Origin of the sequence: Klenkia taihuensis (genome assembly GCF_900112525.1) — a bacterium.
Taxonomy (GTDB): domain Bacteria; phylum Actinomycetota; class Actinomycetes; order Mycobacteriales; family Geodermatophilaceae; genus Klenkia; species Klenkia taihuensis.
Genome location: NZ_FOMD01000002.1, coordinates 176910 through 190060, shown reverse-complemented (window position 1 = coordinate 190060; position 13151 = coordinate 176910). Strand labels below are relative to the sequence as shown.

General features: G+C 74.5%; 12 protein-coding genes and 1 tRNA gene. 7 read left to right on the top strand and 6 right to left on the bottom strand.

The genetic code is table 11. The annotated features are described in order from the left end of the window. Positions 1-3 precede the first annotated feature (3 nt). Both BM158_RS08805 and BM158_RS08800 read left to right on the top strand, forming a co-directional pair. The gene (locus tag BM158_RS08805; RefSeq protein WP_091556806.1) at positions 4-513 is read left to right on the top strand and encodes a DUF501 domain-containing protein; all 510 of its coding nucleotides are present in this window, start codon (positions 4-6) and stop codon (positions 511-513) included. Next, a complete protein-coding gene (locus BM158_RS08800; protein WP_091556804.1) occupies positions 510-1454 on the top strand; it encodes a Ppx/GppA phosphatase family protein in 945 nt (314 codons plus the stop codon). The genes BM158_RS08805 and BM158_RS08800 overlap by 4 nt, the downstream gene beginning before the upstream one ends. Before the next feature lie 2 nt (positions 1455-1456). On the opposite strand, the gene BM158_RS08795 is transcribed toward BM158_RS08800, so the two are convergent. After that, complete coding sequence (locus BM158_RS08795; RefSeq protein ID WP_091556802.1) at positions 1457-1762, bottom strand: DUF4235 domain-containing protein; 306 nt, start codon at positions 1760-1762, stop codon at positions 1457-1459. Positions 1763-1802: 40 nt separating this feature from the next. On the opposite strand from BM158_RS08795, the gene BM158_RS08790 reads away from it, so the two are divergent. The 4 genes from BM158_RS08790 to BM158_RS08775 all read left to right on the top strand — a co-directional run bounded on the left by BM158_RS08790 (position 1803) and on the right by BM158_RS08775 (position 5421). Next, the gene (locus BM158_RS08790; RefSeq protein WP_091556800.1) at positions 1803-2564 is read left to right on the top strand and encodes a uracil-DNA glycosylase; all 762 of its coding nucleotides are present in this window, start codon (positions 1803-1805) and stop codon (positions 2562-2564) included. A gap of 5 nt (positions 2565-2569) precedes the next feature. Then, a tRNA-Leu gene (locus BM158_RS08785) sits at positions 2570-2646 on the top strand. A gap of 122 nt (positions 2647-2768) precedes the next feature. Continuing rightward, positions 2769-4385, top strand: coding sequence for a M20/M25/M40 family metallo-hydrolase (locus tag BM158_RS22685; protein ID WP_131802001.1), 1617 nt, complete (start codon positions 2769-2771; stop codon positions 4383-4385). Between the two features lie 190 nt (positions 4386-4575). Continuing rightward, a complete protein-coding gene (locus BM158_RS08775) occupies positions 4576-5421 on the top strand; it encodes a Bax inhibitor-1/YccA family protein (protein ID WP_091556796.1) in 846 nt (281 codons plus the stop codon). Between the two features lie 76 nt (positions 5422-5497). On the opposite strand, the gene BM158_RS08770 is transcribed toward BM158_RS08775, so the two are convergent. Both BM158_RS08770 and BM158_RS08765 read right to left on the bottom strand, forming a co-directional pair. After that, positions 5498-6718: an acetyl-CoA C-acetyltransferase gene (locus BM158_RS08770; protein WP_091556794.1), complete on the bottom strand. Its 1221-nt coding sequence runs from the start codon at positions 6716-6718 to the stop codon at positions 5498-5500. 70 nt (positions 6719-6788) lie between these two features. Beyond that, the gene (locus BM158_RS08765; protein WP_091556792.1) at positions 6789-7793 is read right to left on the bottom strand and encodes an SGNH/GDSL hydrolase family protein; all 1005 of its coding nucleotides are present in this window, start codon (positions 7791-7793) and stop codon (positions 6789-6791) included. 83 nt (positions 7794-7876) lie between these two features. Here BM158_RS08765 and BM158_RS08760 point away from each other — a divergent pair, with 83 nt between their 5' ends. Then, complete coding sequence (locus BM158_RS08760; RefSeq protein ID WP_229827741.1) at positions 7877-9235, top strand: DUF2252 domain-containing protein; 1359 nt, start codon at positions 7877-7879, stop codon at positions 9233-9235. Here the strand turns inward: BM158_RS08760 and BM158_RS08755 are convergent. From BM158_RS08755 to BM158_RS08745, 3 genes are read right to left on the bottom strand one after another with little or no spacing between them, the layout of a single operon-like run. Continuing rightward, positions 9228-9674 (bottom strand): GNAT family N-acetyltransferase, encoded by a 447-nt coding sequence (locus tag BM158_RS08755; protein WP_091556790.1) that lies wholly within the window; start codon positions 9672-9674, stop codon positions 9228-9230. The two genes, BM158_RS08760 and BM158_RS08755, sit on opposite strands and share 8 nt — an antisense overlap. 14 nt (positions 9675-9688) lie before the next feature. Then, on the bottom strand, positions 9689-11680 hold the full coding sequence (locus tag BM158_RS08750; protein WP_091556788.1) for a VWA domain-containing protein: 1992 nt from the start codon (positions 11678-11680) through the stop codon (positions 9689-9691). Positions 11681-11682: 2 nt separating this feature from the next. Next, positions 11683-13116 carry a sigma 54-interacting transcriptional regulator gene (locus BM158_RS08745; RefSeq protein WP_229827742.1) on the bottom strand — a complete coding sequence of 478 codons (1434 nt, stop codon included), beginning with the start codon at positions 13114-13116 and terminating at the stop codon, positions 11683-11685. Positions 13117-13151 lie beyond the last annotated feature (35 nt).

Genomic DNA, 13151 nt, shown 5'->3' with positions numbered 1-13151 from the left:
CGGGTGAGCGAACCCGTCAGCGAGCACGACCGCGACGTCGTGGCCCGCCAGCTCGGCCGACCCCCGCGGGCCCTCGTGGCCGTCGCGCACCGCTGCCCGTGCGGCCAGCCCGACGTGGTGCAGACCGCGCCCCGGCTCGAGGACGGCACGCCCTTCCCGACGCTGTACTACCTGACCTGCCCGCGCGCCTCGGCCGCGGCGAGCCGGCTGGAGTCCGCCGGCGCGATGAAGGAGTGGCAGGCCGACCTGGCCACCGACCCCGAGCTCGCCGCCGCGTACACCCGCGCGCACGAGGCGTTCCTGGCCACCCGGGACGCCGTCGACGTGCTGCCCACCCGCGCCACCGCCGGCGGCATGCCCGACCGGGTCAAGTGCCTGCACGCGCTGGCCGCGCACTCCCTGGCGGCCGGCCGCGGCGTCAACCCGATCGGTGACCGCGCGCTGGACGGCATGGGGGAGTGGTGGGACCGCGGCCCCTGCGCCCTCCCGACCGACCCGGAGGGGACCCCGTGACCCGGGTGGCGGCCGTCGACTGCGGCACCAACTCCCTGCGCCTGCTCGTGGCCGACGTCGGCCCGACCGGCGGCCCGGTCGAGGTGCTGCGCCGGATGGAGGTGGTGCGGCTCGGCCAGGGCGTGGACGCCACCGGCCGGCTGGCACCCGAGGCGATCGAGCGGGCCCGGGTGGTGCTCACCGAGTACGCCGAGCAGGCCCGCGAGCTGGGGGTCGAGCGCACCCGGATGGTGGCCACCAGCGCCAGCCGGGACGCCGCCAACCGCGCCGACTTCGAGGGCATGGTGCAGTCGGTGCTGGGCCAGCTGCCCGACGTGGTGCCCGGCCTGGAGGAGGCCGCGCTGTCCTTCGCCGGCGCCACCGGCTCGCTCGCCGCGGCCGCCGCGGCGCACGGCGCCGCCGTCCCGGCCGCGCCCTACCTCGTCGTCGACATCGGCGGCGGGTCGACCGAGTTCGTGCTGGGGGACGACGACGGCGTCCGCGCGGCCCGGTCGGTCGACATCGGCTGCGTCCGGCTGACCGAGCGGCACCTGCACGGCGACCCCCCGACCGCCGACGAGATCCAGCGCGCCGAGTCCGACATCCGGGCCGCCCTGGTCGAGGTCGTCGCCGAGGTGCCGGTGCACGAGGCGGCGACCCTCGTCGGCCTGGCCGGCTCGGTGACCACGGTCGCGGCGCTGGCGATGGACCTGCCCGCCTACGACGCCGCGACCATCCACGGCTCCCGCATCCCGGTGGGCGCCGTCCGCTCGGTCACCGCCGGCCTGCTGACCTCCACCCGGGCCCGGCGCGCCGCGCTGCCGGTCATGCACCCCGGGCGGGTGGACGTGATCGGCGGCGGGTCGCTGGTGCTCCGGGTGGTGATGGACGCCCTCGCGATCGACGAGGTGGTGGTCAGCGAGCACGACATCCTGGACGGGATCGCGCTCTCGCTGCGCTGAGGTCAGGCGGCGCTGTCGGCGTTGGCGTTCGTGGGGAACTTGCCGGTCAGGGCGGTGTAGGTCTTGGCCGCGCCCCGGGCGGCGAGCAGCCGGCCGACGGCGACGAGCACGCCGGACACCGCGGCCCAGGCGATCGCGTCGCCCCAGGTGACCCCGGGGACGTCGGGGTTCTTGGGAGGCGGGCTGCCCTTCACGGCGATCCACGCCTGGTCGGCCACCTTCTTGACCACGATGCCGGTGGGGATGGCCATCGCCGGGCCCAGCAACTTGTACAGCGCCGGGGTCTTCACCTTCTGCTTCTTCGCCACCCGGGGATCATCGCCCGCGCGGCTGTGCTCTGCTGGGTGGATGGCGCGTGATGCCGACGGCTACCCCGTCACCCGCACCCCGGCCGGGGTCCTCCGCTCGGCGCGGTCGGCGCCGGACCTCGCGGCGGTCGACGAGCGGGTCTGCGGTTGCCGGGCCTGCCCGCGCCTGGTGCGCTGGCGCGAGGAGGTCGCCGTCACCAAGCGGGCGGCCTTCCGCGACCAGGTCTACTGGGGTCGGCCGATCCCCGGGCTGGGCCCGGCGGACGCCCGGATCGCCGTCGTCGGGCTGGCGCCGGCCGCGCACGGCGGGAACCGCACCGGCCGCATCTTCACCGGCGACCGGTCCGGCGACTGGATCTTCGCCGCCCTGTGGCGGGCGGGGCTGGCGAACCAGCCCACGTCGGTGGCCGCGGACGACGGGCTGGAGCTCACCGGGTGCCGGGTGGTGTCCGCGGTGCGCTGCGCCCCGCCGGACAACGCGCCCACCCCGGCCGAGCGGGACACCTGCTCGCCCTGGCTGGCCCGGGAGCTGGACCTGCTGCCGCAGTTGCGGGTCGCCGTCGTGCTCGGCGGGTTCGGCTGGTCGGCCCTGCTGCCGGTGCTCGCCGCGGCCGGGTACCCGCTGCCGCGCCCGCGGCCCCGGTTCGGGCACGGCGCCGAGGTCACCCTCGAGGGCCCGCGGGGCCCGCTGACCCTGCTGGGCAGCTACCACGTCAGCCAGCAGAACACCTTCACCGGCCGGCTCACCGAACCCATGCTCGACGCCGTGCTGCAGCGGGCGGTCGAGCTCGCGGCAGGATGAGCCCGGCCCTCGTAGCCCAACCGGCAGAGGCAGGCCCCTTAAAAGGGTCCCAGTGTGGGTTCGAACCCCACCGAGGGCACCACGTTCTTTCCGCTCACTAACCGTTGCGCGTCGAGAACACAAGGCTTGTTCTCCGGGCTGCGCTCGACCACGGTCGAGCACAGGGGATCCACAGGGTCGTGGGTCGGAGCGGAGGGCGAGCACGTGGAACCACTCGAGCACACCCGGCGGATGCGCCGTGGACGGTGGACGGCGGCCGGGACGGCGGTCCTGCTGGGCGGGGCGGGCCTGCTGGTCGCGGGCCCGGCGGCGGCGGCCCCCGGACGGCCCGGAGGACCCGGCGGAGCGCCGGCGGGGTGCGAGCGGCGGGTGAACGCCGACGTGGAGAAGCTGCTGCGCTGCGTCACCGTCGACGGGGTCATGGAGCACCTCGAGGCGTTCCAGGGCATCGCCGACGCCCACGACGGCAACCGTGCCTCGACGACACCGGGCTACGCGGCCTCGGTCGACTACGTGCGCGACACCCTCGAGGCCTCCGGCTACCAGGTCGAGGTCACCGACTTCACCTACGACGAGGTCAGCTACGCCGGGTCCTTCCAGCAGCTGACGCCGACACCGGCCACGTTCACCCTGGACACCGACTACGTGGCGGTGGACGGCACGGCCTCGGCGGCGACGTCGGCGCCGGTCACCGCCGTCGACTACGCGTCGACGACCAGCGGTTGCGAGGCCGCGGACTTCGCCGGCTTCCCGGCGGGCACCATCGCCCTCGTGCAGCGCGGCTCGTGCAACTTCAGCGCCAAGGCCGCCAACGCGGTGGCCGCCGGCGCCTCGGGTGTGGTCATCGCGAACAACGCGCCCGGCCTGATCAACCCGACGCTGGGTGGGCCGAGCACCGTGCCGGTCGTGTTCGCCACGCCGGAGGTGGGTGCCGCCCTCGCCGTCGACGGCGCCACCGCGACCCTCGCCGTCGAGGTCATCACCGAGACCCGGACCTCGCAGAACGTCACCGCCGAGCTCCCCGGCCGCTCCGACGACGGCGTCGTGGTCGTCGGCGGGCACCTGGACTCCGTGCCGGAGGGCCCGGGCATCAACGACAACGGCTCGGGTTCGGCGACGATCCTGGAGGTGGCGCAGAACCTGGCCAGCACCCGGTTGGCGCACCCGGTCCGGTTCGCGTTCTGGGGCGCGGAGGAGCTGGGCCTGCTCGGCTCGCAGGCCTACGTCGACTCGCTGCCCGAGGCCGAGGTCGACCGCATCGGTGCCTACCTGAACTTCGACATGCTGGGCTCGCCGAACTTCGCGAACTTCGTCTACGACAGCGACGGCTCGACCTTCCCCGCGCCCGAGGGCTACGTGACCCCGGAGTCGGCCGCGATCGAGGCCACCTTCCGCGAGTTCTACGACTCCCGCGGGATCGCCTACGAGGACACCGAGTTCGACGGCCGCAGCGACTACCAGGCCTTCGCCGACGCGGGCATCCCCTCCGGCGGGCTGTTCTCCGGCGCCGAGGGCACCAAGACCGCCGACCAGGCGGCGCGCTACGGCGGCGCGGCCGGCCAGCCCTACGACGCCTGCTACCACCAGGCCTGCGACGACCTGAGCAACGTCAGCACCACCGCCCTGGACCAGAACTCCGACGCGGTCGCCTACGCGGTGCTGGTGACCGCGCAGGCCGACGGCGGTCCCGGCCAGGGCCCGGGTGGGCCCGGCGGCCCCGGCCACGGCGGTCCCGGCCACGGCGGCCCGGGCGGCCCGGGCCACGGCGGCCCCGGGCACGGGCACGGGCACGGGCACGGACCGGGGGCGACCTCGGCCTGACCTGCAGCGGCACCCGTCGCGGGGCCCCGCGGACCACGGTCCGCGGGGCCCCGTGGCGCGTCCGGTCACGGTCGGGTCACGCCCAGGGAGCTCCCAGGAACTGATCCGCCACCACCGGCGTTGTGATCGATGAGTGGGCTGGCTCCGTGCCCGTCCACGCACCCGACCGAGTCACCTCGAGGAGATGACGATGCCCAGCAGCAACCCGGCCTTCAGCCGGGGCTTCCCCGGCGCCCCCAACGGCCAGGGTGGCCAGTACGGCAACCAGGGCTACGCCCAGCCGGGCCCGCAGCAGTACGGCGCCCCCCAGCAGTGGGGCCAGCAGGCCCCGCAGCAGTCGCCGTACCAGCAGAACCCGTACGCGGCCACCGGCCAGCAGTACATGACGATGGACGACGTCGTCAGCAAGACCGGGATCTCGTTCCTGGTCACCGTGCTGGCCGCCGCCGCCGTCTGGGCCGTCCCCGGCCAGGCCGCGATGGGGCTGGCCCTGCCGGCCGTCCTGATCGCGTTCGTCGTCGGCCTGGTGATCTCGTTCAAGCAGATCGCCAACCCGGCCGCCACGCTGGCCTACGCCGCCCTCATGGGCGTCGGCGTCGGCGCGATCAGCGAGGCGTTCAACTCCGTCTACCCCGGCATCGTCATGCAGGCCGTGATCGGCACCTTCGGTGTCTTCTTCGGCATGCTGGTGGTCTACAAGACCGGCGCCATCCGGGTCACCCCGAAGCTGACCCGCTGGATCGTCGGCGCGATGTTCGGTGTGCTCGCCCTGATGCTGGTGAACCTCGTCGCGGCCCTCATCGGCGGCGGCGACGGCCTGGGCCTGCGCTCCGGCGGCCCGATCGCGATCATCTTCAGCCTGGTCGTCATCGGTGTCGCGGCGTTCTCGCTGCTGCTGGACTTCGACATGGCCGACGAGGCCATCCGTCGCGGTGTGGCCCCCAAGGTCGCCTGGTACATCGCCTTCGGCCTGCTGGTCACGGTCATCTGGCTGTACCTGGAGATCCTGCGCCTGCTCAGCTACTTCCGCGAGTAACCGCAGCACCCCGCACCAACGCACCGAGGCCCGGTCCCCGTCAGGGGGCCGGGCCTCGGTCCGTTCCGGGGGGCGGTCAGCTCAGGCGCTCGAGCACCATCGCCATGCCCATGCCGCCGCCGACGCACATGGTCTCCAGGCCGAAGGTGCCGTCGGTGGAGCGCAGCCCGTTGAGCAGCGTGCCGGTGATCCGGGCGCCGGTCATGCCGAACGGGTGGCCGACGGCGATCGCGCCGCCGTGCACGTTGAGCTTGTCGATGTCGATGCCCAGGTCGCGGTAGCTCGGGATGACCTGCGCGGCGAAGGCCTCGTTGATCTCCACGAGGTCCATGTCGTCGATGGTCATGCCGGCGCGGGCCAGCGCCTGCTTCGAGGCCTCCACCGGGCCGTAGCCCATGATCTCCGGCGACAGGCCGGTCACGCCGGTGGAGACGATCCGGGCCAGCGGCGTGATGCCCAGCTCGGCGGCCTTGGTGTCGCTCATGACCACCAGGGCCGCGGCGCCGTCGTTGAGCGGGCAGGCGTTGCCCGCGGTCACCCGGCCGTCGGGGCGGAAGACCGGCTTGAGCCCGGAGATGCCCTCCAGGGTGGTGCCGGCGCGCGGCCCGTCGTCCTTGCTGACGACGGTGCCGTCGGGGGTGGTCACCGGGGTGATCTCGCGGTCCCAGAACCCGTCGGCGATGGCCTTCTCGGCCAGGTTCTGCGACCGGACGGCGAACTCGTCCATCTCCTGGCGGCTCACGTCCTTCAGCAGCGCCAGGTTCTCGGCGGTCTGGCCCATCGCGATGTAGACGTCGGGGATGCCGCCGTCCTCGCGCGGGTCGGTCCAGGAGTCGGCGCCGGACTCGGCGACCTTGGCGACCTCGGCCTTGCGGTCGGCGAACACCGGGTTCTCGGTGTCGGGCAGCCCGTCGGAGTTGCCCTTGGCGAAGCGGGACACCATCTCGACACCGGCGGAGATGAACACGTCGCCCTCGCCGGCCTTGATGGCGTGCAGGGCCATCCGGGTGGTCTGCAGCGACGACGAGCAGTACCGGGTGATGGTGGTGCCGGGCAGGTGGTCCATGCCGAGCAGCACCGACACGACCCGGCCCATGTTGAAGCCCTGCTCGCCGCCGGGCAGGCCGCAGCCCAGCATCAGGTCGGAGATGTCGCGGGGGTCCAGCGAGGGCACCTGGTCCAGGGCGGCGCGGACGATGGTCGCGGTCAGGTCGTCGGGCCGCAGGTCCTTCAGCGACCCCTTGAACGCGCGGCCGATGGGGGAGCGGGCGGCGGCGACGATGACGGCTTCGGGCACGGGGGACCTCCACGGTGAGGGCGCCACCCGCGTGGTGGCGTCGGGACCGCCTCCGAACGTACCCCGGGGGTTACCGACCGGTAGGGCCGGCGGTCACCTCGGGCAGGTCCTGGGGCCGCCGCCGGCGCAGCAGCGCCCAGGGTCCCCGCGGGCCGGCGTCGGCGCCGTCGACCGAGGCGGGCCGCACCTCGGTGCCCGGCCGGCCGGCGGCACTGGCCGCCGCCCGGGCGATCGGGCGCACGCTGTCCCGGCGGAGGCTGCGGATCCCGCGGTCGGCCGACGCGGGCCAGACACCGAGGGCGTCGGCCACCGCGGGCACCAGGCAGGCCGCCGCCGCGGCGTAGCCGGCGGCGGAGGGGTGGAACTCGTCGGGGGAGAACATGCTGCGGTCGCTGGCGAACTGCGGTCCGAGCAGCGAGCCCAGGGAGACGGTGCGGCCGCCCTCCGCGACGACCGCCATGGTCTGCGCGGCGGCCAGCTGCCGGCTCCACCGGCGGCCCAGCGTGCGCAGGGGCTGGGCCACCGGGCGGATGGTGCCCAGGTCCGGGCAGGTGCCGACGACGACCTCGCAGCCGGTCTCGCGGAGCCGGCGGACGGCGGCGGCCAGGTCGCGGACGGCGAGCGCGGGCTTGGCCCGGGCGGTGACGTCGTTCGCACCGATCATGATCATCGCGACGTCGGGCGCCGCGGGGAGCACTCGCTCGACCTGCGCGGCCAGGTGCTCCGAGCGCGCGCCGGACACGGCCACCTTGACCAGCTGCACGGGTCGCTCGGCGAGCTCGGCCAGGGCCGAGGCGACGAGGACGCCGGGGGTCTGCTCCGCGCGGTCGACGCCCAGACCGACCGCGCTGGAGTCGCCCAGCACGGCCAGCACGACGGGCGTGCCGCGGTAGCGCCCGTAGCGGCCCTCACCGGTGGGCGGGTCGGCCTTGGCGGTGCGGGAGGACACCCGGCGCCGGGCCCGGCGGGCCTCCTCGCGCAGCAGCGTCGCCAGGCCGGCGCCGACGACGCCGAGACCGCCCCCGCCGTAGGCGGCTGCCGTGGCGAGACGTCGTGCCCTGCTCGCCCGCGTCACCGGCCACCGCCCCGTCGTCGTGTCGTCGTCCTGCTGTCCTCGTCCGCCCTGCTCAGCGAGGCTAGCCCCCCTACGGTGACCCCGTGACCGACCACCCCACCCCGTCCCAGCCGGAGGACGAGGGCGCGCGCCGGGCCCGCATCGTCGAGGTGCTGGTCGACGCCTTCTCCGACCTGATGACCGCCGACGCCGACGCCTTCCGGGTCAAGTTCCGCAAGATGGCCGCCGACCCGTTCGCCTTCTACCGCGGGTCGGCCTGCCTGTTCTACGCCGACCTGGTGGACGCCGAGGACCGGTGGGCCGACGAGCGGACGTCGCGCACGTGGATCCACGGTGACCTGCACGCCGCCAACTTCGGCACCTACATGGACGCCACCGGCCGCATCGTGTTCGACGTCAACGACTTCGACGAGTCCTACCTCGGCCACCTGTCCTGGGACCTGCGGCGGTTCTGCGCCAGCTTCGCGCTGCTGGCCTGGCGCAAGGCGCTGTCCGACGACGTCATCGCGTCGGTGCTGCGGGTGTACCTGGAGGCCTACCTCGACCAGGTCGCGGAGTTCACCCGCACCGACGCCGACCGGAACTTCGCGCTGGACCGGGGCTCGACGTCCGGGGCGGTCCGCGAGCTGGTGATGGAGACCGCCGAGCAGACCCGCATCTCCCTGCTCGAGCGGCTGACCGTCGTCGAGGACCACGAGCGCCGCTTCGCCGACATGCCCCGCCACCGCCGGCTGGACGACGACGAGCGCACCGAGGTGCTGGCCGCGGTCGAGGCCTACCGGGAGACCGTGCCGCGGGGCGTCCGCCGCCGCGAGGTCGCCTACGACGTGAAGGACGTCGTCGGCACCGGCGGGTTCGGCATCGGCAGCGCCGGTCTCCCGGCCTACACCGTGCTGCTGGAGGGGTACGACCAGGCGCTGGAGAACGACGTCGTCCTCTCCCTCAAGCAGGCCGGGACGGCGGCGCCCTCGCGCATCGTCACCGACCCCGAGGTGCGGGCGCTGTTCCAGCACGAGGGCGAGCGCACGGTGTCCGCGCAGCGGGCCATGCAGGCGCACGCCTCCCCGTTCCTCGGCCACACCGTCATCCGGGGCGTGGGCTTCCTGGTCTCGGAGCTCTCGCCCTACGAGAACGACCTGGACTGGGAGGAGCTGACCGAGCCCGAGGAGATCACCGAGGTGGTCGGTCAGCTCGGCCGCGCGACGGCGAAGATCCACTGCATCGGGGACGCCGACGCCGAGCACGAGGCCGTCGACGTCCAGGTCGAGGAGGCGGTCACCGCGATGGTGGGCGACCGCCGCGAGGAGCTCGTGACCGACATGATCGCCTTCGCGCACGCCTACGCCGCGCGGGTGCGCACCGACCACCGGCTGTTCGTCGACGCGTTCCGGGCCGGGGAGATCCCGGGCATCAGCTCCTCGGGGGAGCACCAGGTCACCTGATCGGCAGGTCCAGCACCATGCCGAGGTGGATGCCCACCGGCGGCATGTCGTAGGGCGGGCTCACCACGGTGAACCCGATCCGCTCGTAGAACCCCACCGCCGCCTCGCGGGCGTCGCACCACACCAGGTCGGCGCCCGCGCGGGAGATCTGCACCAGGCCCTCGGCGACCAGGGCGCGCCCGGCCCCGAGGCCACGGACCTCGGGGTCGGTCGCCATGCCGCGCAGCTGCCAGGCGTACTCGGTGTCCCGCCACGGGCAGACCTGCGGGTGGAACCGGACGACGCCGACCACCCGGCCCTCGTCGGTGACCGCGGCCAGGTGCACGGTCGAGGGCGCGTCGTCACCGGTGATCTGCACGGCGCGGCCCTGGCGGAGCACCCGGGACCGCAGCTCGTAGGTCGCCGCCGGCTCCACGCGCTCGATCCTGACCGTGCCCACCCGGGCAGTCTCCCTCAGCGCGCCCGGCGGCCCTTCCGTGCCCTGAGGTAGTCGGCCACCACGTACTCGCCGAGGCGGTCGCCGTCGGGCAGGAACACCCGGCCGCCCGCGCGGGCGGTGATGTCGTGCACGAACCGCACCAGGGCGGGCTCGGGGTCCAGGGCGAAGACGTTCATCGTCGCCCCCGACCGGGCCACCCGCTCGACCTCGGCGACGGTCTTGGCGATGGTCTGCGGCATCGGCGGCCAGCAGAAGTAGGGCGTGCCGTCGTCCTCCAGGTGCGCGGTCGGCTCGCCGTCGGTGACCACCAGGACGACCGGCTCGGCGTCGTGGTGCCGGGCCAGGAACCGCCGGGCCAGCATCAGGCCGTGCTGCAGGTTGGTGCCCTGCAGGGTGTCCACGCTGAGCTCGGCGAGGGTCTCCGGGCGCAGCACCTGCGCGGTCGAGGCGAACCCGATGATCTCGATGGCGTCCTGCGGGAAGCGGGTGGTCACCAGCGAGTGCAGCGCCATCGCCGTCGACTTCGCCGCGCCCCACGTGCCGCGCAGCGCCATCGAGTAGGACAGGTCGACCAGCAGCGCGACCGCGGCGCCCGTGCGGCGCTCGGTCTCCACCACCTCGAAGTCCTCGACCGCGATCCGCACCCGTCGGTCGCCGTCCGGGGTCGGGTCGCCGGCGGTGCGCAGCACCGCGTTGCGCACGGTGCGGACGACGTCCAGCGGTTGCTCGTCGCCGAACCGCCACTCGCGGCTGGCCCCGGTGAGCTCACCCGTCGCGCCGGCGTCGGCGACGTCGTGCTCGCCGCGGCCGGTGGCGTCGAGCTGGGCGAACACCCGGCGCAGTGCGGTGGCGCCCAGCCGGCGCACCGCCTTGGGGGAGAGCTCGAGCTTGCCCTCGGTGCGGGTCAGGTGGCCCTGCCGCTCGAGCTCGCGCTCCATCTGCCGCAGCGCGGCCAGGTCGTCGACCCCGGACCGGCCCAGTGCGCGCTCGACCAGCTCCTCGTCGACGTCGGCCAGGCTGGCGCCGGCGTAGCCCTGGGAGAGCTGGTTGGACAGCGCCTCGAGGTCGGCCAGCTCGGCCACCGCGGTCGTCGCGTCGCCCAGCCCGAGGCCCTCGGCGCCGTCGGGCACCGGCCCGGGCCGGCCCCAGGGCAGGTCGGGCCGGGCCTGGCGGAGCGCGTCGTTCAGGTGCGCCATCTCGCTGGCCAGGCCCATGTCCTGCATGGCCTGGCCCATCAGCTGGCCCAGCTCGGCCCGCTGCTCGGGCGAGAGCCCGGCCATCATGCGTTCCTGCGCGGCGGCCCGGCGGGCCAGGGAGTCGACCAGCTCGTCGACGGTCTGCGGGTCGTCCGGGAAGAACTGCCCGTGCTGGTCCATGAAGTCGGCGAACTGCTGGTCGGTGTCCTCGCCGCGGTTGTGCGCGTCCAGCAGCGCGGACAGGTCCGCGACCATGTCCTTGACCGCCTGGTTGCCGTCCTTTCCGGCGGCGTTCATCTGCTGCAGCGCCTGCTTCATGTGCTGGAACTGGCTGTCCAGCACCTCCTTCAGCAGCAGGTCCTGGATCTGCCGGTAGGCCTCGGCCGCCTCGGGCGAGCGCCACTGCTTCTCCTTCAGCGCCCGCACCGCGCCCGCGGTGTCCTGCGGGAGCGCGTCCAGCTCGGCCTCGGCCAGGCGGGCTGCGTCGTCGGGGTCGGGGAACAGCTCGCGCCGCTCGGCCTCCAGGGCCTTGTCCAGCAGCTCCCGCACCTCCTGCAGGGTGCCGTCCAGCGCGCCGGCCCGGCGGGCCTCGCGCAGCCGGTCGCGCACCGACCGGCGCAGGTCGTCCAGCCCGCGCCGGCCGTCCAGGCCGCGGCGCAGCAGGTCGCGCAGCGCCTCGCGGACGCTGCTGCCGGCCAGCACCTGGTCGCCGATCGCGTCGACGGCGTCGCCCAGGTCGTAGGGCGGGGCCAGGGGGTCGGCCCCGCCCCGCCAGCGCCCGTAGCGGTACCCGCGTCGTCCCCGGGGCACGGTCAGCTCCCGTAGACCGTGCGGTTGCCGTCGGTGTCCTTGGCCAGGCGCCTGGTCAGCCACAGGCCCTCGAGCGCGAACTCGACGGCGGCCGCGGCCTGCTCGGCGGACTCCTCGCCCTCGGGGACGCCGAGCCGGCCCAGCAGCTGCGCCAGGTTGGGCACGGTGCCGACCTGGCCCATCAGCTCGGGTGCGCTGACCAGGTCGCCGGACTCGACGACCTCGCCGCCGGCGAAGTGCTCCTGCAGGCCGGTGAGGTCCAGCCCGCCGCAGCGGGCCCGGAAGGTCTGCGCCGTGGCCTGCCGCAGCAGGTGCTCGAGCACCTCGAGCTCGCGCTCGTCCTCGGGGTCGGACCCGGCGTCGGCGAACTCCACCTTGCCGCGGCTGGCCGGGACGACGGCCGGGAGGTCGACCACGCGGGCGACGGGCCGGGCCTCCCCGGCGACGGCGGCCCGGCGGACGGCGGAGGCGGCGATGGTCTCCAGGCCCGCGATCGCGAACCGGGCGCTGACCCCCGACCGCTGGTCGACCTGGCTGGACTCGCGGACCAGCCGGGTGAACCGGGCCATGATCTCCACCAGGTGCGCGGGCACCAGCGGGGTGTCGAGGGCGTCCCCGCCCAGCCAGCTGGTCTGCGCCTCCTGGTGCAGCAGCCGGATCTCGTCGGCCAGCTCGATCGGGTAGTGGGTGCGGACCTCGGTGCCGAAGCGGTCCTTGAGCGGGGTGATGATCCGCCCGCGGTTGGTGTAGTCCTCGGGGTTGGCGCTGGCGACCAGCAGCAGGTCCAGCGGCAGCCGCACCCGGTAGCCGCGGATCTGGATGTCGCGCTCCTCGAGCACGTTGAGCAGCGCGACCTGGATGCGCTCGGCCAGGTCGGGCAGCTCGTTGATGCTGAAGATGCCGCGGTTGGTGCGGGGGACCAGGCCGTAGTGCACGGTCTCGGGGTCGCCCAGGGTGCGGCCCTCGGCGACCTTGATCGGGTCGACGTCGCCGATCAGGTCGCCGACGCTGGTGTCGGGGGTGGCCAGCTTCTCGCCGAACCGGTCGCTGCGGTGCAGCCAGCCGACCGGGGTGGCGTCGCCGTGCTCGGCGATCTGCCGGTGGGCCCAGACGCTGACCGGGGCCAGCGGGTGCTCGTTGAGCTCGCTGCCGACCAGCACCGGCGTCCACTCGTCGAGCAGGCCGACCAGGGTGCGGATGAGGCGGGTCTTGCCCTGGCCGCGCTCGCCGAGCAGCACCAGGTCGTGGCCGGCGATGAGGGCCCGCTCGACCTCGGGGAGCACGGTGTCGTCGAAGCCGACGATGCCGGGCAGGGTGGTCTCGCCGGCCGCCAGGCGGGCCAGCAGGTTCTTCCGTAGTTCGGCCTTGACGCCGACGTGGGTGGCACCGCTGTCGCGCAGCTCGCCGAGGGTCGTGGGTGCGGGGGTCTCCGTCACCCCACTCACGGTACGACGGCGGTGCGACATCCGGG

What these genes read in the sequence shown, in the direction of transcription:
- BM158_RS08790 (WP_091556800.1), top strand. Translation starts at nt 1,803, where the DNA reads ATGGCGCGTGATGCCGACGGCTACCCCGTCACCCGCACCCCGGCCGGG.
- BM158_RS08775 (WP_091556796.1), top strand. Translation starts at nt 4,576, where the DNA reads ATGCCCAGCAGCAACCCGGCCTTCAGCCGGGGCTTCCCCGGCGCCCCC.